This window comes from Phenylobacterium sp. (assembly GCF_036495085.1).
Classification (GTDB): domain Bacteria; phylum Pseudomonadota; class Alphaproteobacteria; order Caulobacterales; family Caulobacteraceae; genus Phenylobacterium.
In genome coordinates, this window is sequence record NZ_DASXNL010000023.1 from 13,765 (window position 1) to 32,287 (window position 18,523).

Here is an 18,523-nt window from a genome sequence, read left to right on the forward strand (position 1 = left end):
ATGAGATCATTCCTTCGTTCGGCCGCGTCCGGCCGCAATTCCTATCTGCCATAAATTGGTCCGCCCAATGTGGCGAGCGTTAGGCGCACGGACACTTGGTCGCTGGCGCCCAGTCGACCCAGGATAACGTCTTCGTGGCGATAAAACACGTCTACTCGGATACATTCGTCCTTATAGAAAACCCCGAGGTCGCTGATCACCCAGGCGTCCTGCACCAAGTCGCGATTTCCTGAGGCGCTCAGGCCCCAATGCTTGGTCAGGTTGAGGTCGCCGCCGAGGTCGAGGTTCTCGACCTTCGCCCCATTGATCCCCTGGTCGTCGGAGAGATAGCGGACGTAACCGGAACCCCACTTGGAGCTGATGTTGGCGCCCGCCTCCAGGCGGTGAACCTCCAGGGTGTCGGCATCGAGCCGCGTGCGCGCAAAGACAGAGAATCCCGTCCAGGGCTGTGCGTCGGCGGCAATGATCCAGTCCGAGGCGCGTTCGCTGAGGCCGGATCTTGGCGCGAACACCGTGTTGGGGCTGTCTCGAAAGCTGCGGCCGATCAGCAGGCTCGCGCGGCGATTATCGTCCCAGAGGATGGACCCGCGGCCCGCGACATTCACGCGCACGCCGTCCTCGTAGAGGTCGTACCCCGGGAACTTGTTGGCTTGGAAGAGCGTGGATTCGTCGAACTCGAAGGCGACGCTATCTTCGTTGAGATAGATCGGGGCGCCCGTGGCGTCATGGCCGACAACCACCTGCTGGGCCTTCGGCGAGGCGGCCACTTGCACCAACGGCTCCAGCACCACGGTGGCATCGTGCCAGCGCCGGAAGAGCGGATAGGAGAAGTCCGCGCCGGCCACGCCCAGGCCGCGGGACATCGATTCCGACGTTGTTTCCTTTCCGACTCCGGTGAGGACGTCGTTCAGGGCGTAGGCATCGAACCGCATGCTCACGAAGGGCTCGACGCGCAGACCGACGCTCGAGGTGAAGACCCGTGACCAGTCGGCCTCGGCCGTGGCGCGCTTGCTGTCCAGGCCCGGCAGGTTCTCTGCCTGGTTGTCGGGAGACTGCGTGCGGGTTAGCGACACTGCGCTTCCAAGCAACCTCAGGCGTCCGCCAAGAACGTCGTCAGGCAGCTCGTATCGGGTCTCCAAGAGAGGAGCGGCGACGGGGAAGGTTCGGTTGTTGTCGCCCGGACGAAGCCCCTGGACCGTGAAGGCGGCGATAGAGGTATAGGACCGATCATCCTGGCGGATCGCATAGGCTTGACTGATCAGCCGGCGGTCGTCCGCCACGTAGGGCCCCCGCGCCTCGTAGACGCGGCCGATGTCGTATTTGTCGAAGAGCAGCGGATCGGAGGTCCGCTCGGCGGTGAAGCCGGCTATCCAGTTGTCGTCGATATGGAAGAGGCCACGCCCCAGCACATAGCTGCGGTTCGTCAGGTCGCCGAATCGCTCACCCTGGCCGGTCAGATCCTGCTCGTAGGTGTAGCCAAGGCGCATGTCGATTTCGCCGGTCGCGAAGCGCTCGCGATAGTGCAGGTTCAGGAACGGATTGACCTTGGAGTTGATCTGCGGGGCGATGACCAGGTCGGCCGAGGGGTTGATCACCCAAAGATAGGGCTGGTCCCACGAAAAACCGCGGCGGCTGTTGATGCCGATCCTGGGCGCCAGCAGCCCAGAAGCCCGGTACGCCGACGGATCGGCGTGCCAGAACACCGGCAGGTAGAGGATCGGCACGCCAAGAACATGGATGCGGGCGTGGCGGTAGTAGATGACCCGGTTGGCCTTGTCCTGAACCACGCGGTCGGCGGTGATCGACCACGTCGGGGTCTTGGGCTTATCGCCGACGCAGATCGGGCAGGGCGTGTAGATTGCCTTATTCAGCTCCTGGATCTCGTCGGTGCGGCGGACGGCGGTGGCGCCGGCGATGGTGATGTTCTGGTTAAGGCGCTGGTCGTGCATGCGCGACGAGAAGGCCAGGGCCAGGCCCGCCTGCATCTTGTCGTCGAGCGTCATCTCGTCGGCGTATTCGACGTCGCCGTTGTCGTGAATGATCTGCACGTGTCCGTACGCGCGGATCACGCCTTGGGCGGGCGCCTCCTTGTCCCGCGGCGGACGCGATTGGCCTTCGGGAGGCGGGGGCGCCTCCTTGTAGACGACGCGGTCGGCGCGAAGGGTCCGGTCTTCGTATCGGACTTCGACCGAGCCTTCGGCGGTGGTGATGCCGTTCTTGTCGTCGCGGGTGAGCTTGTCGGCCTCAAGGTAGAGCTCACCGGGACTGAGTCCATCGATGTGCGCAGGGGCGGGCGGCTTGGCCGGCGCGGAGCTGACCTGGTTCTGATTGAGGATCTGGCCGCGCTCTTGGCGGCCCTCGGGACCGACCGGCGGCGCGCCCACAGGCTGGGCCTGGGCGGCTGCGGGCCAGATCGCAGCGATCGCCGCGCCGGCAAGCAGAACGCGCTTGCAAGCGGCCATCGGGGCGGCAGCGGACGACCTGCGTCGACGCGAACTCATTTTCCGCTTCCGATCCTTCCCACGACGCGCCTTGCAGCCTGCATAGCCGGGCACGCGTAGGATTCAACCGTCTTCGGTGTAACAGAGCAGGGTGAGGCCGGACAGAAGCGCGACCACAGCCGGCGCCCAGGCGGCCGCGAACAGCGGAATGATATCGGCCCGCCCCAGGGCGCCGGCGAATTTGTCGAAGAAAAACACAATGAAGCCCAAGGCGACACCGGCGCCCGCCAGGCCAGCCAACCCGCCGAGTCGCGCCAGCCTTAGTGAAAAGGCGGCCGCCAGTATGGCCATGGCGGTGAACAGCACAGGGGTGGCCAACATCTGTTGAAACTTCAGCCGGTAGCCGGAGGCCGAGAACCCGGCCTGCTCTGTCAGGCGGATAGCGTCGGGCAAGCGCCAGAAGGCGATCGTGTCCGGCGAAGCGAAGCGCTCGACAGCAGCCTCCGAATCCAGCGTCGAGCGCAGCGACAGGCTGTCGGAGCGCACGGAGTTTTGTCCGGCGGAGGCTTCGCGCACGTCTTTCAGTTGCCAAAAGCCTGGGCGAAGCACCGCCTCGGCGGCCTCGAGGCGGCGGCGGAATTCCGGTTGGCCGGCCTGATTTTTCTCATAGAGGTACAGCGAGACGCCGCGCAGCCTCACCTCGCCCTCGACGGTGTCGCGCGACTTGGCATGGATCACCATCTGGGTGTGTTCATCGCCTTGGCGCAGCCAGATGTCCTTCGGAGTGTCTCCCAGGTAGTTGGACATGAGCCGCGCCCGGTCAGCCTCGAAACGGGCGCTGAGCGCTGCCGAAATCGGATTGAGCGCCGCGACCGCCAGGACACCAGCGACGAAGGCCGCCACCGCCGCCGGCATGATGAAGCGCCAGGCCGAAACGCCGGCGGCCCGCATGGCGACCAGTTCGCTGCGCCGGTTCAAGCCAACGAAGGCGCTGATGCCCCCGAACAGGAACACGAAGGGCAGCAGGAGTTGGATCACCGAGGGTGACTTGAGCAGTGTCAGCCCAAAGATGTCGCCTGCATTGACGTCGGCGCGCACCCCGATGGAACGGGAAAGGTCGACGAACTGGACGAGCAGGATCACCGCCGAAATCACGGCCAGTGCGGCGCCGACACCGCCGAGCGTTCGGGCCAGGACGTAGCGTTGGAGGCGTGCGGCGCTCACGTGGCGTTCCTCATGCCGGCATCGGGGCGATCCGCGCCGGACGCCGGCGCATGTCGATAAAGCGGCTGACCCGCTGGCGGAAAATGCTGCGGAGCGCGAACACGGTCGCGGCCAGCGGAATAGCGTATTGCAGGAGGTTCACCCATACGTTCCCCTCGCTGGCTGACTGGGCCACGAACCCCAGGATCCGCACGAGCGCGGCGTAGGCGCCGATCAGCGCGATTCTCCTCGCGTAGCCCAGCCGCGAAAAACCACCTCCGATGATCGCCGACAACGCCATGGCCATGAAGGCGATGTTGTAGAGCGGCGTTGCGAGCCGAGCGTGCCCCTCGGCCAGCAGGCTCTTACGGTTGCGCTTTTCCCAGGCCTGCTGGAGATCGGGGAAGAAGAGCTCGTGGATGAATCGGTCCGAGGCCTTGTAGTGCACCATCTCCTGGGGATTGCTGAGCGACCCGAGCTCGAAGGGATACTCGATGAAGGTCAGGTAGTTGAGGACCCCCTGCGGCGAGAATTCCTGCGTGGAGCCATTGCGCAGCACGAGCACGGAGCTTCCGTTGCGGTTGTCTATCCGACCGGAGTTGGCCATGTAGGTGGTGGCTGTGCCGTTCTGTTTCATCTGATGGATGAAGAGGTTGTGCATGTCGCCATTAGCGTCGACGGTCTGCGCATAGACCGTGAGGCCCGGAACCGGCTCGGTGAATTCACCCTCGCGCACCATCGTTGCGGCCAGGTCGGTTCTCACCTGGAAGAGCTCCTTTCGAAGCTCCTGGTAGGTCAAGGGCTGCACCCAGAGGTTCATCAGAAGGGCGAGGAAGGCGACGGTTGCGGCCAGCCGCATCGCCGGCGAAATCACCCGCCAGCGGCTCATTCCTCCTGCGAAACAGACCACGATCTCCTGTTCGGTATGCAGGCGGTTCAACGCGACGAGCGCAGCCACGAAAACGGCGATCGGCAGGATCATGTTGATCAGTTGCGGCATGGAAAGCAGCGTGACCTTCAGGACCACCAGCGCGCTCTGTCGCTGGTTCACGATCAGGTCGAGCCATGTGAGGCTCTGGCTCAGCAGCGCAACTGCCGTCAGCGCCGCTGTGGCGAGAAGGGTAGGGCCGAACAGTTGCCGAAGCAGATAACGATCGATCAGGCGCATGGGTAAGAAATACGGCTCGCTCGGAGTTTTTGCCGCGCCCCCGCCGCGGAGCTGATCTAAACCATGCGTCGCCGTGTCAGACAACCGCCGGGACGCTTCGGACGGGGCGCGTCGGCCACGGCTCCCATTTTGGCATCGAGAGACTTCGTATGGATATCCAGTTCGTCGCCGCCGACGCGGCCGTGTCGTCGAAGACCGCGCTGGCCCGCATCGTATTCGAGGGCGCCCCCCTCGAGGGCGCCTTAGCCCAGGCCGCGTCAGCGACTCGCTTCACGGGAAACAAGGGCCAGAGCCTCGACGTGCTGGCTCCGGCCGGAACGGACGCGGCGCGGTTGGTGCTGGCGGGCGTGGGCAAACGCGAGGACTTCGATGCACTGGGCGCAGAGCGCGCGGCGGCCGGCGCCTACGCGGCCGTGAAGGCCTCGGGCCTCACGACGCTCAGGCTGGAGTTGCCCGACAGCGCCGCTGACCTGGCGGCGCGCGCGGCGCTCGGCGTGCGCCTGGCGAGCTACCGGTTCGACAAATACCGGACCAAGGAGCCGGCGGATAAGAAGCCCTCTATAGTCAAGACTGAGATCGTCGCCGCGGACAGCACCGCTGCGCTCGAGGCTTTCGCGCCGCTGGCGGCCTTGGCTGACGCGGTGAGCTTCACACGTGATCTGGTCTCCGAACCTGCAAACGTCCTTTACCCCGCCGAATTCGGACGTCGGGTGAAGGCCCTGGAGACCCTGGGGCTGGAGGTGGAGATCCTGGGCGAGCCGGAAATGATGAAGCTCGGAATGGGCAGCCTGCTGGGCGTCGGCCAGGGCTCCATCCGCGAAAGCCAGCTGGCGATCATCCGTTGGAACGGTGCGGCGGACAAGAACGCCCAACCCATCGCCTTTATCGGCAAGGGCGTTTGCTTCGACACCGGCGGCATCTCCATCAAGCCGGCCGACAGCATGGAAGACATGAAGTGGGACATGGGCGGGGCGGGCGCCGTGGCGGGTCTCATGCACGTGCTCGCCGGCCGCAAGGCCAAGGTCAACGCAGTGGGGATCCTTGGCCTCGTCGAGAACATGCCCGACGGCAACGCTCAGCGGCCCGGCGACGTGGTGACCTCCATGTCCGGGCAGACTATCGAGATCATCAACACCGACGCCGAGGGCCGCCTCGTGCTGGCCGACGCCATCTGGTATTGCCAAGACCGCTTCAAGCCGAAGTTCATGGTCGACCTCGCCACCCTGACCGGGGCGATCATCGTCGCCCTGGGGAACGACCTGGCCGGCTGCTATGCCAACGACGAACAGCTGGCCGCGAACCTGATCGCAGCCTCGAACACCGAGGGCGAGCCCCTCTGGCGGATGCCGCTGCCGGCGCAATACGACAAGAACATCGACTCGATGATCGCCGACATGAAGAACACCGGCGGCCGGCCTGGCGGTTCGATCACCGCGGCCCTGTTCATCCAGCGCTTCACCAATGGCGTACCCTGGGCGCATCTGGATATCGCCTCGACGGCGTGGAAGAAGCCGTCGCAGGTCGCCACGATCCCGGACGGCGCTACCGGATTCGGCGTTCGCCTGCTGAACCGCATGGTGGCGGAGAAGTACGAGGATTGAGGCCCACGAATGCGTGCGCCCCTCTTTGTGCTGCTGGCGAGCCCGCTGCTGGGGCCAATGGCCTGGCAGGCCGTCGCCGCCGAACTGGCCAGACGGGGACATGCCGCCAGCGCGCCCGCCTGGCCGCGGCTCTCGACCATTGCGCAGGGGTTCTACGGCGCTCTGGCTGACGGCCTGATCGGGGCTTCCGGCGCGTTCCCCGAGAATCTCCTGCTGGTCGCACACAGCGGCGCCGGAGCCCTCGCGCCTGTGCTGGCCGATCAGCTGGGCGGCCGCGTCGCAGGCGTGATCTTCGTCGATGCAATCCTGCCGCATCCAGGACGCAGCTGGTTTGACACCGCCCCTGAGGAGATGCGCGGGAAGCTGCGGGCGGGCGCGCAGATGGGCGAATTGCCGGCCTGGGACCAATGGTGGGCGCCGGGCGCGCTGGAACGGCTGGTTCCGGACCGGGGTGTCCGCGAGGCGTTAGTCGCCGAACTCGAGCCCCTGCCGCTCGCCTACTTCGAAGAGAAGGCTCCTTCCGTCGCGTTTGACGTGCCCGCCGCCTACCTGCAGCTGAGCGGAGCCTATGACGACGAGGGCAAGATCGCCGGACGATACGGCTGGCCTCTCGTGCGCCTTCCGTTGCATCATCTCGGGATGCTGACCGATCCCGGGCCGGTTGCCGCTGCGCTGGAATCCCTGGCCGCGCGACTGGCGGAGCCGGCCCATGGCTGAGCGCGCCGCAACCGAGGTCTGGTTCTATCACCTGGAGCGGACGGGGCTCGAGCAGGCGCTGCCTGAACTCCTGGAGAAGACCTTGCAGCGCGGATGGAAGGCCCTGGTGCGGGTCCGCGAGATCGAGCGCTTGCGCAATCTCGACAGCTGGCTCTGGACCTATCGCGATGAGAGCTTCCTGCCCCACGGGCCCGATGACGAGCCGGGAGCCTCGCGCCAGCCGATCCTGCTGACGACAGGGTTTGAGAACCCCAACGGCGCGGACGCCCTCTTCCTGATCGATGGGGCTGAGCCGGGCGATCTAGCGGGCTTTGCGCGCTGCGTGGTGCTGTTCGACGGCGGCGACGAGGCGCAGTTGGCCGTTGCGCGGTCGCAATGGAGCGTGGTGAAGGCTAGCGGCGTTCAGGTCTCCTATTGGCGACAGCAGGGCCGCGGATGGGAGAAGCAGGCATGAGGCGGGCGTTCTGGCTCGGACTCGTCTCGTTGGCGGCGGCGTGCTCGACCACCCCACGCTATCCGACAACAACCCAGACGACACCGGCGGCTCCGGCGACTCCGGCGGCTCCGGCGACTCCCGCGACGCCGACACCCTTACCGCAACAATCAGCCCGTCCGCGGCGAAGCCAGACCAGCGCCAACGACCAGTGCGGAGCCTCGGCCCTGCAAGGTCTGGTCGGCCGGCCGCGGACGGAAGTCCCCGTCCCGGTCAATCCGAACCTCCAGCGCGTGGCTTGTACGACCTGCCCCGTCACGATGGACTATAGCCCCCAGCGGCTGAATTTTTTCTTCGACGCCCAGACCGGCATCATCAAGGAAATCCGCTGCGGTTAGCCGGCGGAATCGCCGCCCCAAATTCCTTGAGTAGCCCCAGCCACGCGGCGCGATCGTCGCGGGTTGCGAATCTGTCCATGGCGGTCTCGCGATCGGCCCGCGCAGGGGCACGGCAGCCTGTGCTGTTGAGCCTATCGGCGCCGACGCCCTATCGGGCGACGGGCGACCTCGACTGCTCGGGTTCGGCGACAACGCGCCCGCTCGAGTGGCCCAGAATTTCCGGCAAGTGCTGGAGATCCCCAACGAGACGGCGTGATCTTCAAGCCGTCGGGAACGCGACGCCCCTGCTTCTGGGGTGCTCGCATGTTTGGCGACCATCATGACGATCCATCGGCGGCTGGGGAGATCAAAGGATTTGTGATGCCGTATCTCGGACAGGTCGATGAGCGCCTCCCGGTCCGCCCTTCCGACCTTGTGCCCAGGCAAGCGGTGGTCGACTACCCCACTGACTTCAATCCGATGTCGAAGGCGAATGTCGAAAAACTCAGCACGCGCAGCGAGCAACCCACCAACGCGCTGCTCGATGTCTATGCGCCCGATCTATAACGCTCTTCGACATAGTTACTCGGCGACCGCGTCCATGATCTCCCTCGGCTTGCGCTGAATAGCGAGTAGGTACGCAGCCGCCGGCCCATCCGGGTAGCGTCGCCCTTGTTCCCAGTTCTTGAGCGTCGCGAGCGGAATGCGAAACGCAGCCGAGAAACGGTTCTGCGACATGTGAAGCGACTGCCGGATCGCCTTCACGTCCGGCACCTCGACGTTCGTAAGCCGTAGGCCGGGCACGCGCTCGCCGCGGGCGTGCGCTGCTGCCTCGCTCATACTCTCGATCAGATCCTTGCCAAACTTCGCCATGATACACCTCTCGCCCGTCGCTACTTCGCTCGCTTCAATTCCGCCGCGAGCTGGCGGACTGCTTTCTTCTCATCGGCCGTCAGGTTCTCCCGGCTCGCCTTCGCATAGGCGAGCAGGAGGTAAAGCGGGTGTTCCGGGTCGTGGTAGAAGTAGATGACCCGGGCACCGCCGCGCTTGCCTGAACCTGGCCGGGTCCACCTGACCTTCCGCACCCCACCGGTCTCTGGGATCAGATCGCCCGCTTCCGGGTTCGCTGCGATGAAGTTCACGAAGGCGTCGTGCTCCTCGTCATCCCAAATCGCAGAGGCCTGGCGGATGAAAACCTTGGTCTCGGCCACAGTGATGAGCCTAGTCGACATTGCAGAGCACTATACGCCAGTGGCGTCCAAATGCCCAGGAAAAGACGCCAATGGCGTCTAAGTCACTGGCGTATAGGCCGAAGGCCGGTTGAGCCACGATCGGTCCATTCGAAAGACGCTAATCCGTGCTCCATGGAAGTCGGCGTCGCGCTCGTACCCAAACCCCGTCTTGAGGAGCACGCGATCAGAGGCAACATGGCCCTTCATCACGAGGCCGAGAAGGCTGGGGTCTGCAAGCACTGCGCGCCAGTGATCAACGAGCGCCTGCGCAATCTCCGTCGCCAGCCCTTGCCCCCAAAACGGTCGGGCCAGGGTGTAGGCGATCTCCAGGGTCTCTTCGCCTTCAAGCTCCGTGTAGCGAAGACCTGCGCGTCCGACGAATTCGCCCCCGAGCGTCTTGAGGGCAAGCAGTCCGAAGCCGTGCTCGTTCCAGTGAGCGATCTGGGTCGCGAGATATTCCGCGGTCACGTCGGCTGAACGTGTGCCGCCAAGGAAGCGCGAGACGTCTTCATCGAGGTGAAGACGTACGAGATCATCGCGGTCCTCCTCGCCGATGCGCGTGCCAATCAGACGTGACGTTCTTAGCTCCCCCATGCGAGGGCAGCATGGGCGCCTCAGCCGAGAACAGCAAGGATGGCTTGAGGAGGGCGTGGAGGGCTCTCAGTCCACTAAGGCGCGCCCCTCGCGCGCGAGTACGATCCTGAGCGGCCTTCCTTTCGGTAGCGCTGATTAAGCAGTTCAGCGATATCGACCGCGTCTTCCTCGGAAATCCCGGTCTGTACGGCGCGAGCAAATATCGCTGGTTCGCTGAGTAGCCCCAGCCACGCGGCGCGACCGTCGCGGATTGCGAATCTGGCCATGGCGGGCTCGCGAGCTACCCGCGCAGGGGCGCGGCAGCGTGTGCCGTTCAGCCTATTGGCGACGCCCTATCGGGCGACGGGCGACTTCGACTGCTCGGGTTCGGCGACAACGCGCCAGCTCGAGTGGCCGAGATTTCCGCAAAGTGCTGGAGATCTTCAAGCCGTCACGCGGAGGCTTGATGGGTTGGTTTCGTACCCTCGGCGCGATTCCGCTTGCCTGCTGAGGTCGATTTCCCTTAGCGGACGACGGGCGCGGATGTGGCGGAACTGGTAGACGCACTGGATTTAGGTTCCAGCGCCGCAAGGCGTGGAGGTTCGAGTCCTCTCATCCGCACCAAATTCGGTCCTAGCCTTTGCACTTGGAGGCGAAGGCGCCGCGTGACATAACCCCCGCCCTCCGCTGACCCCTCGGCGGCGTTCGTTTTCATCCCCAAGGCGGCCGACCGGCGCTCGTTGGCGCCGCGACCGGAAGTTCGAGAATGTCGATGCAGATCGTTGAAAAATCTGGTGAAGGCCTGAGCCGCGTGTTCGGCGTCACGGTCCCCGTTGCGGACCTGACGCAGGCGCTGGAGGCGCGTATCGCAGAGATCACGCCGACCCTGAACATCAAGGGCTTCCGCCCCGGCAAGGTGCCGACCGCCCACGTGCGCCGCCTCTACGGTAAGGCGCTGATGAGCGAGGTGGTGGAAAAGACCCTCACTGAGACCACCCAGAAGGTCCTTGAGGACAACAAGCTGCGCCCCGCCGGCGACCCGGATCTGAAGCCGGAAGGCGACATGAACGCAGTGATGGATGGCAAGGCCGACCTGGCCTATGAGATCGCCGTCGATGTGATGCCCGATTTCGAGCCCGTCGATCCCGCCACGCTGTCGCTGAAGCGCCCGGTCTATGCGCCCACTGAGACGGAAGTCGAAGAGGCGGTGGCCGAGTTGGCCAAGCAGAACCGCACCTACGAACCCCGGTCCGGCAAGACCGTGAAGGCCAAGGACGGTGATCTCGTGGTCATCGATTTCGTCGGCAAGCTGGGTGGCGAGGCGTTCGACGGCGGCTCAGCCGAAGGCGCCGAACTCGTCCTTGGTTCAGGCCAGTTCATTCCCGGTTTCGAGGACCAGCTGGTTGGCGCCAAGCCCGACAGTGATGTCGAGGTGAAGGTGACCTTCCCGGAGAACTACCAGGCCGAAAACCTGAAGGGCAAAGAGGCCGTCTTCGACGTCAAGGTGAAGGAAGTGAAGGCGCCGGTGAATGCGCCCGCCGACGATGCGCTCGCCGAACGCCTCGGTATCGAGAACCTCGAAAAGCTGCGCGAACTCCTGAAAGCCAACCTCGAGAAGGAATACGCCGGCGCGAGCCGCTTCAAGCTGAAGCGCGCGCTCCTGGACCAACTCGACACCAAGCACGACTTCCCGCTGCCGCCGAAGATGGTGGAAGCTGAGTTCGCATCGATCTGGCAGCAGGTGGAGCAGGACAAGGAGGCCGGTCAGCTGCCGCCTGAGGACCTCAAGAAGTCCGACAAGAAGCTCAAGGAAGAATACCGCAAGATCGCAGAGCGCCGCGTGCGCCTGGGCCTGGTGCTGGCCGAGATCGGCCGCGCCAACAATGTCCAGGTCACCGACCAGGAACTGGGCGAGGCCATGCGCCAGGAGGCCATGAAATACGGGCCCCAGGCCCAGCAGGTGTTCGACCTCTTCCGCCAGAACCCCAACGCCCAGGCTCAACTCCGCGCCCCGATCTTTGAGGACAAGGTCGTCGACCTGATCGTCGGCAAGGCCAAGGTGAAGGATCAGAAGGTCTCGAAAGAGGACCTCATGAAGGACGACGACCTCCCGGAAGGCTACAGCGAATAGTCTCTCCGATCGATCTGACTGCGGAAAGCCGCGATGGCGGCTCTCCGCGATCTGGCAGCGCGGCAGGCGCACACGATTTAAGGGCCCGGCGGTGACGCCGGGCCCTTTCCCGTTCAGTGCCGATCATCGGTGGTCTCCTGGTTCCGCGACCGGGATGCCGGGAACTGGCCCTAGAGGCCCCGCAGTTGCTGCAGCAGTTCGGCGTTCTCGACGCGCGCGCGTCGTTCGTTGATTTCCTGAAAGAGGCTCAAGGAGGCCCCCTGGTTTTCGGCAAGGGGTGGCGCTGTTGGCGCCGCCAAGGCGCCGGCGGCGAGGGAAGGGGACTGAGGCGCAGGGGCGACGTCACCGCTCATCGTCATCGGAATCCTCCCGGGTCTCGCGCAGAGCTCTCACTTGTTAAGCTATCATTAAGGAATAGCGAGGCCTGCCAGAAATGATGGAGCCGTCCTCACGTTCCCTGAGGCCGTCGCAGCGTGGCCAAGGTAGGAATTTACAGGCTTTGGGCCTCGCGGGCTCAAAATCACCGATCATCGATCAGGAATCGACTTGGCTTGACCGCCAAACGAGGCCTAACCTGACAAGAACGCCGCGTCGTGACGGCTCAAGCGCATCCTGCAGTCCGAGTTCAATTGCAGAGTTTGTCTTGCCGCCGCGGGAGGAGAGCGTCGCGGGAAGGGATCAGAGTTTTGCAACGTACGAGTACGTGGACTCCCGACTACTTTCACAAGGTCGTCGATTGCCAGTGGGCTTGTCCCGCGCACACGCCGGTTCCGGAGTACATCCGCCTGATAGCGGAGGGCCGCTACTCCGATGCCTATATGGTCAACTGGAAGTCGAACGTCTTCCCGGGGATTCTCGGCCGGACCTGCGATCGACCCTGCGAGCCTGCCTGCCGCCGTGGCCGGGTCGAAGATGAGCCCGTCGCCATCTGCCGCCTGAAGCGGGTAGCGGCCGACAACAAGGAAGACATCACCCCGTTCCTGCCTGCGCCTGCCGCGACCGCCAACGGCAAGAGGGTCGCGATGGTCGGCGCCGGGCCGGCGTCCTTGACGGTGGCGCGCGACCTAGCCCCTCTTGGCTACGAGATCACGATCTTCGACGGTGACGCCAAAGCCGGCGGTATGATCAGGAGCCAGATCCCGCGCTTTCGCCTGCCCGAGGCGGTGATCGACGAGGAGGTCGGCTACATCACCGGGCTCGGGATGAGGCTTCGGCTGGGCGAACGGGTGGACAGCCTAAGAACCCTGCTGGGCGAGGGTTATGACGCGATATTCGTGGGCTCCGGCGCGCCGCGCGGCCGTGACCTCGACTTGCCGGGACGCGAAGAAGCCCGCGCCAACGTCCACATCGGCATCGACTGGCTGTCCTCGGTTTCCTTCGGCCACGTCAGCAAGATCGGCCGCCGGGTGATTGTGTTGGGCGGCGGCAACACTGCCATGGACTGTTGCCGCACCTCGCGCCGCCTGGGCGGCGAGGACGTCAAGGTGATCGTCCGCTCCGGCTTCGAGGAGATGAAGGCCAGCCCCTGGGAGAAGGAAGACGCGATCCACGAGGACATCCCAATCCTCAACTACCGGGTCCCCAAGGAATTCACTCACCAGGATGGCAAGCTGACCGGGGTCATCTTCGAAGTGGTCAAGGCCGAGTTCGACGAGAAGGGCCGCCGCAAGCTCGTGCCGTCGGGAGAGCCGGACGAACACTTCGAGTGCGATGATGTGCTGGTGGCGGTCGGCCAGGAGAACGCCTTCCCGTGGATGGAACGCGACATCGGCATGGACTTCGACGAGTGGGACATGCCCAAGGTCGACCCGATCACGATGCAGTCGACCATCCCACGGGTTTTCTTTGGCGGCGATGCAGCCTTCGGGCCCAAGAACATCATCTGGGCGGTGGCGCACGGCCACGATGCGGCGGTCTCCATCGACAAGTTCTGCCGCGGCGAGAATGTCGGTGAGCGCCCACCACCGGAGTTCTCCCTCATCAGCCAGAAGATGGGGATCCACGAGTGGAGCTACGACAACGACATCGCCAACGACCGCCGTTATCGCGTGCCCCTGCGCGAGAAGGCCGTGGCGCTGAAGAACGTCAAGATGGAGGTCGAGCTCGGATTCGATCAGGAGACGGGCTACCGGGAGGCGCAGCGGTGCCTCAACTGCGACGTCCAGACCGTGTTTGCCGACAACCTGTGCATCGAGTGCGATGCTTGCGTCGATATCTGCCCGGTCGACTGCATCACCTTCACGGAGGAGAGCGATGAGGCCGATCTGCGCACGCGGCTGAAGGCGCCGGCGCTCAATCTGGACCAGCCCCTCTACGTGTCCGGCTCGTTGGCCACCGGCAGGGTGATGGTGAAGGACGAGGACGTCTGCCTGCACTGCGGACTATGCGCCGAACGCTGCCCGACGGGGGCCTGGGATATGCAGCGCTTCACCCTCGAAATGACTCAGGCGGGGGTGGGATGTCAGTCTCGATGAAACGCGACGCATCGGCGTCTCGAGCGGTGACGGTCAACGACTTCGTTGTGAAGTTTGCCAACGTGAACGGCTCGGGCTCGGCGAGCGCCAACGGCATGTTCGCCAAGTCGATCCTGCGCATGGGCGTGCCGGTGGCGGCGCGCAACATCTTCCCGTCCAACATCCAGGGGCTGCCGACTTGGTTTGAGGTGCGCGTGACCGAGAGCGGCCACCTGGGACGGCGCGGCGGCGTGGACCTGATGGTGGCTATGAACCCCCAGACCTGGGACAAGGATCTGGCCGAGATCGAGGCCGGTGGTTTCCTGTTCTACGACTCGACCAAGCCCCTCCCACCTTCGAAATTCCGCGACGACGTGACGGTCATCGGCGTGCCGCTGACGGCCATGTGCAACGATCGCTACGAGCTTCCACGCGAACGTCAGCTCTTCAAGAACATCGTCTACGTCGGCGCGCTGGCCGCGTTGTTGGGCATCGATCCGGCGGTGATGGAACAGCTTCTGGCTGAGCAATTCGCCGGCCGCGCCAAGCTGATCGCCGCGAACGTCGAGGCCCTGCATATGGGCGTCGACTACGTAAGAGCGGAACTTGGACCGATCCGCCTTCAGGTGCGCAAGGCCGACAAGGTGGGCGAGCGCATCTACGTCGAAGGTAATTCAGCCGCCGCCCTGGGCGCGGTGTACGGCGGCGCCACGGTTTGCGCCTGGTACCCGATCACGCCATCGACCTCGCTGGCCGAGGCCTTCATCGGCTACTGCGAGGATCTGCGCACCGACCCTGATGGCAAAGCGCGATACGCGATCGTCCAGGCCGAAGACGAGATCGCCTCGATCGGCATCGTCGTAGGGGCCGGCTGGAACGGTGCGCGCGCCTTCACCTGCACCTCCGGTCCCGGCGTGTCGCTGATGACCGAGTTCATCGGGCTCTCCTACTTCGCCGAAATTCCTGCGGTCATCTTCGACGTGCAGCGGGGAGGGCCATCCACGGGAATGCCCACCCGCACCCAGCAGGCCGACCTTATAGGGGCGGCCTACGCTGGCCACGGCGACACCAAGCATCCGATGCTGCTGCCGGCCGATCCAGGCGAGTGCTTCGAAATGGCGGCGCTGGCGTTCGACCTGGCCGACCGACTCCAGACCACGATCTTCGTCATGCTCGACCTCGACATCGGCATGAACGAATGGCTGACCGAACCCTTCGCCTGGGACGACAAGCGCCAACTCGACCGCGGCAAGGTGATGACCCACGACGAGCTTGAGGCAGGGGCCGATTTTGGGCGCTACAAGGATGTCGACGGCGACGGCATCCCCTACCGAACTTACCCAGGGGTGCACCCTTCGAAAGGCAGTTATTTCACCCGCGGCACCTCACGCAATCCCTATGCGCGCTACTCCGAAGAGGGCGCCGTCTACGTCGACAACATGCAAAGACTGCTGAGGAAGTTCGAAACGGCCAAGTCGGTGATCCCGGCGCCGGTCGAGCGAGCGGCCAAGCGCGCCACCAGCGACGGGGTGATCTACTTCGGCTCTTCGACACCCTCGATGCATGAGGCGCTCGAGGCGCTGGAGGCGCAGGGCCGCCACCTGGACGCCATGCGCGTGCGGGGCTTCCCGTTCTCAGACGAAGTCTACGAATTCGTGGCCGCCCACAGCCGCGTCTTTGTTGTCGAGCAGAACCGCGACGCCCAGTTGCGGACCCTTCTGGTGAATGAAGGCGAGATCGACCCGGCCAAGCTCATACCGGTGCTGCACTATGACGGGACGCCGATCACCGCGCGGTTCATCGCCGGAGAAATCGGCCAGATCCTGGCGCTTGGTCGTATCGAGGCGGCGGAATGACCTACATACTGAAACCCCAGTTGCACCACCCGAAGCTGGCCGCCAACGCGCTTGGCTTCACGCGGCGCGACTACGAGGGCTCAGTCTCGACGCTCTGCGCCGGTTGCGGCCACGACTCGATCTCCTCAGCGATCATCCAGGCGGCCTTCGAACTCGATCTGCCGCCGCACAGGATCGCCAAGCTGTCCGGGATCGGCTGCTCCTCGAAGACGCCCGACTATTTCATGGGCGCCAGCCACGGCTTCAACACCGTGCACGGCCGCATGCCATCGGTGCTCACGGGCGCGAACTTGGCCAACAAGGACCTGATTTACCTGGGCGTCTCGGGGGATGGGGATAGCGCCTCGATAGGCCTGGGCCAGTTCGCCCACGCCGTACGCCGCGGCGTCAATATGCTCTACATCGTCGAGAACAATGGCGTTTACGGCCTCACCAAGGGCCAGTTCTCCGCAACCTCCGACAAGGGCTCAAAATCCAAGCGCGGCGTGGTCAACCACGACGCCGGCATCGACCTGGTGGGCATGGCCCTGCAGTTGGGCGCCACGTTCGTCGGCCGTTCGTTCTCCGGCGATAAGGAACAGTTGGTGCCGCTGATCAAGGCGGGACTGGCGCACAAGGGCGCAGCCTTCATCGACTGCATCAGCCCTTGCGTACAATTCAACAACCATCAGGGCTCCACCAAGAGCTTCGACTATGTGCGCGAGCACAACGAGGCGGTGAACCGGCTTGATATGATCCCCGCCCACGCCCCGATCTCGGTCGAATACGCGCCCGGGACTACGGTCAAGGTGGCCCAGCACGACGGCTCGATCCTGTCGCTCCATAAGCTCGCCGAGCTCTACAATCCGAATAATCGAGCACAGGCGTTGGGCTACCTCCAGGCGCGACAGGCGAGGGGGCAGGTGGTGACCGGCTTGCTCTACATCGACCCGCAGGCCGGCGATCTGCATGACGCCCTTGAGACGGTGGACACACCCCTAAATGAGCTCCAGACGTCCGATCTGGTGCCCGGAGCCAAGGCGCTCGAGACAATCAACGCGGGGCTTAGGTAACACCGTCCATCCCTACCGGACCGGGCGTCCCGAGGGTGGGAGGAATTTCCACAGGCGAGACCGGGCGGCAGCGGGGGTCTCCATCTCCCTTTCGACCGGGCGATCAGGCCAGCGAGGCGGCGATCGCCCACGTCTCCTGGGCCGGGCTTGCTAAGCCGTAGTCAGGGATGCCTCCGGGTGTTGGAGGCGTTGCAGGCGGCGGCGTGGCTGTCGGCTGATCTCAACCCGCTCTAGTCCTTCGCCAATTCCCCGATCACGAAGGCGTCCTCGTCGGCTCGGACTAGGCCTTCCAGCACCTCGGCGAGGTCGTGGGGATCGACGATCAGCATCAGGCCGACGCCACAGTTGAAAGTGCGGCGCAGTTCATGGTCGGAGACGCCGCCCACCTCCTGCAGCCAGTCGAAGACCGGCGGCAGCGCCCAGGCGTTCCAATCGAAGCGCGCAACGAGGCCGTCTGCGATGGCGCGTGGCGGGTTCTCGATCAAGCCGCCGCCGGTGATGTGGGCGAGGCCCTTGATGTGTCTTGCCTTCAGGTGTGGCAGGACCGTCTTCACGTAGATGCGCGTCGGTGCAAGCAGCGCTTGGGCGAGCGTTTTGCCCTCCTCGAACGGCGCGGCTGCGTCCCAGGCCAGGCCTGAGCGCTCGACGATGCGCCGAACCAGCGAATAGCCGTTGGAGTGCGGGCCGCTGGAGCCCAGGCCCACCAGGATGTCGCCCGGCTTCTGGTCGCCCATCCGCGGCAGGACCTTGTCGCGGTCGACCGCGCCGACGCAGAACCCGGCCATGTCGTAGTCGCCGGGTGCGTACATACCCGGCATCTCGGCGGTTTCGCCTCCGACCAGAGCGCAGCCGGCCTGGCGGCAGCCCTCGGCAATACCGGCGACCACGGTTGCAGCGGCCTCCACGTCGAGCTTTCCCGTGGCGAAATAGTCGAGGAACATCAAAGGCTCGGCGCCTTGGGCGAGGAGGTCGTTCACGCACATGGCTACGAGGTCGATCCCGACGGTGTCATGGATGCCGGTCTCGATTGCGACCTTGAGCTTGGTGCCGACACCGTCAGTGGTCGTGACCAGCAACGGGTCGTCGTAGCCCGCCGCCTTCAGGTCGAAGAGGGCCCCGAACCCACCGAGCGAGGCCTCTGCGCCGGGCCGGCGCGTTGACTTCGCAAGTGGCTTGATGCGCTCGACCAGGGCGTTCCCGGCATCGATGTCGACGCCTGACTGCGCGTAGGTGAGGCCGTTTGGCCGGTCGGACATAGTGTCGCCTTCGGTAGAAAAACACGGCTT

Annotated in this window: 17 protein-coding genes and 1 tRNA gene; 10 read left to right on the forward strand and 8 right to left on the reverse strand. The window is 64.8% G+C overall.

The window, feature by feature from the left end; genetic code table 11:
- Positions 1-41 precede the first annotated feature (41 nt).
- The 3 genes from VGI62_RS03525 to lptF form a co-directional block, all read right to left on the reverse strand.
- Positions 42-2,501 (reverse strand): LPS-assembly protein LptD, encoded by a 2,460-nt coding sequence (locus VGI62_RS03525; protein WP_331503009.1) that lies wholly within the window; start codon positions 2,499-2,501, stop codon positions 42-44.
- A gap of 63 nt (positions 2,502-2,564) precedes the next feature.
- A complete protein-coding gene (gene lptG / locus VGI62_RS03530; RefSeq protein ID WP_331503010.1) occupies positions 2,565-3,665 on the reverse strand; it encodes an LPS export ABC transporter permease LptG in 1,101 nt (366 codons plus the stop codon).
- A 10-nt stretch (positions 3,666-3,675) separates the two neighbouring features.
- On the reverse strand, positions 3,676-4,812 hold the full coding sequence (gene lptF, locus VGI62_RS03535; protein ID WP_331503011.1) for an LPS export ABC transporter permease LptF: 1,137 nt from the start codon (positions 4,810-4,812) through the stop codon (positions 3,676-3,678).
- Positions 4,813-4,961: 149 nt separating this feature from the next.
- On the opposite strand from lptF, the gene VGI62_RS03540 reads away from it, so the two are divergent.
- The 5 genes from VGI62_RS03540 to VGI62_RS03560 all read left to right on the forward strand — a co-directional run bounded on the left by VGI62_RS03540 (position 4,962) and on the right by VGI62_RS03560 (position 8,507).
- Complete coding sequence (locus VGI62_RS03540) at positions 4,962-6,413, forward strand: leucyl aminopeptidase (protein ID WP_331503012.1); 1,452 nt, start codon at positions 4,962-4,964, stop codon at positions 6,411-6,413.
- A gap of 9 nt (positions 6,414-6,422) precedes the next feature.
- Positions 6,423-7,130 carry a hypothetical protein gene (locus VGI62_RS03545; RefSeq protein ID WP_331503013.1) on the forward strand — a complete coding sequence of 236 codons (708 nt, stop codon included), beginning with the start codon at positions 6,423-6,425 and terminating at the stop codon, positions 7,128-7,130.
- Positions 7,123-7,584 (forward strand): DNA polymerase III subunit chi, encoded by a 462-nt coding sequence (locus tag VGI62_RS03550; RefSeq protein WP_331503014.1) that lies wholly within the window; start codon positions 7,123-7,125, stop codon positions 7,582-7,584. Before VGI62_RS03545 ends, VGI62_RS03550 begins: the two co-directional genes overlap by 8 nt.
- Complete coding sequence (locus tag VGI62_RS03555) at positions 7,581-7,961, forward strand: I78 family peptidase inhibitor (protein WP_331503015.1); 381 nt, start codon at positions 7,581-7,583, stop codon at positions 7,959-7,961. Before VGI62_RS03550 ends, VGI62_RS03555 begins: the two co-directional genes overlap by 4 nt.
- 252 nt (positions 7,962-8,213) lie before the next feature.
- Positions 8,214-8,507 (forward strand): hypothetical protein, encoded by a 294-nt coding sequence (locus VGI62_RS03560; protein ID WP_331503016.1) that lies wholly within the window; start codon positions 8,214-8,216, stop codon positions 8,505-8,507.
- A 15-nt stretch (positions 8,508-8,522) separates the two neighbouring features.
- On the opposite strand, the gene VGI62_RS03565 is transcribed toward VGI62_RS03560, so the two are convergent.
- Genes VGI62_RS03565 through VGI62_RS03575 form a run of 3 tightly spaced genes read right to left on the reverse strand, consistent with a single transcriptional unit; the run spans position 8,523 to position 9,766 of the window.
- Entirely contained in the window at positions 8,523-8,813 is a 291-nt protein-coding gene (locus VGI62_RS03565; RefSeq protein ID WP_331503017.1) for a transcriptional regulator, read from the reverse strand.
- 20 nt (positions 8,814-8,833) lie between these two features.
- Positions 8,834-9,172: a type II toxin-antitoxin system RelE/ParE family toxin gene (locus VGI62_RS03570; protein WP_331503018.1), complete on the reverse strand. Its 339-nt coding sequence runs from the start codon at positions 9,170-9,172 to the stop codon at positions 8,834-8,836.
- A gap of 57 nt (positions 9,173-9,229) precedes the next feature.
- Complete coding sequence (locus tag VGI62_RS03575; RefSeq protein ID WP_331503019.1) at positions 9,230-9,766, reverse strand: GNAT family N-acetyltransferase; 537 nt, start codon at positions 9,764-9,766, stop codon at positions 9,230-9,232.
- Positions 9,767-10,284: 518 nt separating this feature from the next.
- On the opposite strand from VGI62_RS03575, the gene VGI62_RS03580 reads away from it, so the two are divergent.
- Positions 10,285-10,369 (forward strand) — tRNA-Leu (locus VGI62_RS03580).
- Positions 10,370-10,517: 148 nt separating this feature from the next.
- A complete protein-coding gene (tig, locus tag VGI62_RS03585) occupies positions 10,518-11,876 on the forward strand; it encodes a trigger factor (protein ID WP_331503125.1) in 1,359 nt (452 codons plus the stop codon).
- Between the two features lie 170 nt (positions 11,877-12,046).
- On the opposite strand, the gene VGI62_RS03590 is transcribed toward tig, so the two are convergent.
- Positions 12,047-12,235 (reverse strand): hypothetical protein, encoded by a 189-nt coding sequence (locus VGI62_RS03590; protein ID WP_331503020.1) that lies wholly within the window; start codon positions 12,233-12,235, stop codon positions 12,047-12,049.
- A gap of 327 nt (positions 12,236-12,562) precedes the next feature.
- Here VGI62_RS03590 and VGI62_RS03595 point away from each other — a divergent pair, with 327 nt between their 5' ends.
- Genes VGI62_RS03595 through VGI62_RS03605 form a run of 3 tightly spaced genes read left to right on the forward strand, consistent with a single transcriptional unit; the run spans position 12,563 to position 17,237 of the window.
- Positions 12,563-14,350 carry an FAD-dependent oxidoreductase gene (locus tag VGI62_RS03595; protein WP_331503021.1) on the forward strand — a complete coding sequence of 596 codons (1,788 nt, stop codon included), beginning with the start codon at positions 12,563-12,565 and terminating at the stop codon, positions 14,348-14,350.
- A complete protein-coding gene (locus VGI62_RS03600; RefSeq protein ID WP_331503022.1) occupies positions 14,347-16,185 on the forward strand; it encodes a 2-oxoacid:acceptor oxidoreductase subunit alpha in 1,839 nt (612 codons plus the stop codon). Before VGI62_RS03595 ends, VGI62_RS03600 begins: the two co-directional genes overlap by 4 nt.
- Complete coding sequence (locus VGI62_RS03605) at positions 16,182-17,237, forward strand: 2-oxoacid:ferredoxin oxidoreductase subunit beta (protein ID WP_331503023.1); 1,056 nt, start codon at positions 16,182-16,184, stop codon at positions 17,235-17,237. The genes VGI62_RS03600 and VGI62_RS03605 overlap by 4 nt, the downstream gene beginning before the upstream one ends.
- 230 nt (positions 17,238-17,467) lie before the next feature.
- Here VGI62_RS03605 and purM read toward each other — a convergent pair whose 3' ends face one another.
- Positions 17,468-18,493: a phosphoribosylformylglycinamidine cyclo-ligase gene (gene purM / locus VGI62_RS03610; protein ID WP_331503024.1), complete on the reverse strand. Its 1,026-nt coding sequence runs from the start codon at positions 18,491-18,493 to the stop codon at positions 17,468-17,470.
- Positions 18,494-18,523 lie beyond the last annotated feature (30 nt).

What these genes read in the sequence shown, in the direction of transcription:
- VGI62_RS03540 (WP_331503012.1), top strand. Translation starts at nt 4,962, where the DNA reads ATGGATATCCAGTTCGTCGCCGCCGACGCGGCCGTGTCGTCGAAGACC.
- tig (WP_331503125.1), top strand. Translation starts at nt 10,518, where the DNA reads ATGCAGATCGTTGAAAAATCTGGTGAAGGCCTGAGCCGCGTGTTCGGC.
- VGI62_RS03600 (WP_331503022.1), top strand. Translation starts at nt 14,347, where the DNA reads ATGAAACGCGACGCATCGGCGTCTCGAGCGGTGACGGTCAACGACTTC.
- VGI62_RS03545 (WP_331503013.1), top strand. Translation starts at nt 6,423, where the DNA reads ATGCGTGCGCCCCTCTTTGTGCTGCTGGCGAGCCCGCTGCTGGGGCCA.
- VGI62_RS03550 (WP_331503014.1), top strand. Translation starts at nt 7,123, where the DNA reads ATGGCTGAGCGCGCCGCAACCGAGGTCTGGTTCTATCACCTGGAGCGG.
- purM (WP_331503024.1), bottom strand. Translation starts at nt 18,493, where the DNA reads ATGTCCGACCGGCCAAACGGCCTCACCTACGCGCAGTCAGGCGTCGAC.
- VGI62_RS03570 (WP_331503018.1), bottom strand. Translation starts at nt 9,172, where the DNA reads ATGTCGACTAGGCTCATCACTGTGGCCGAGACCAAGGTTTTCATCCGC.
- VGI62_RS03575 (WP_331503019.1), bottom strand. Translation starts at nt 9,766, where the DNA reads ATGGGGGAGCTAAGAACGTCACGTCTGATTGGCACGCGCATCGGCGAG.
- VGI62_RS03605 (WP_331503023.1), top strand. Translation starts at nt 16,182, where the DNA reads ATGACCTACATACTGAAACCCCAGTTGCACCACCCGAAGCTGGCCGCC.
- VGI62_RS03590 (WP_331503020.1), bottom strand. Translation starts at nt 12,235, where the DNA reads ATGACGATGAGCGGTGACGTCGCCCCTGCGCCTCAGTCCCCTTCCCTC.
- lptF (WP_331503011.1), bottom strand. Translation starts at nt 4,812, where the DNA reads ATGCGCCTGATCGATCGTTATCTGCTTCGGCAACTGTTCGGCCCTACC.
- VGI62_RS03565 (WP_331503017.1), bottom strand. Translation starts at nt 8,813, where the DNA reads ATGGCGAAGTTTGGCAAGGATCTGATCGAGAGTATGAGCGAGGCAGCA.
- VGI62_RS03525 (WP_331503009.1), bottom strand. Translation starts at nt 2,501, where the DNA reads ATGAGTTCGCGTCGACGCAGGTCGTCCGCTGCCGCCCCGATGGCCGCT.
- VGI62_RS03555 (WP_331503015.1), top strand. Translation starts at nt 7,581, where the DNA reads ATGAGGCGGGCGTTCTGGCTCGGACTCGTCTCGTTGGCGGCGGCGTGC.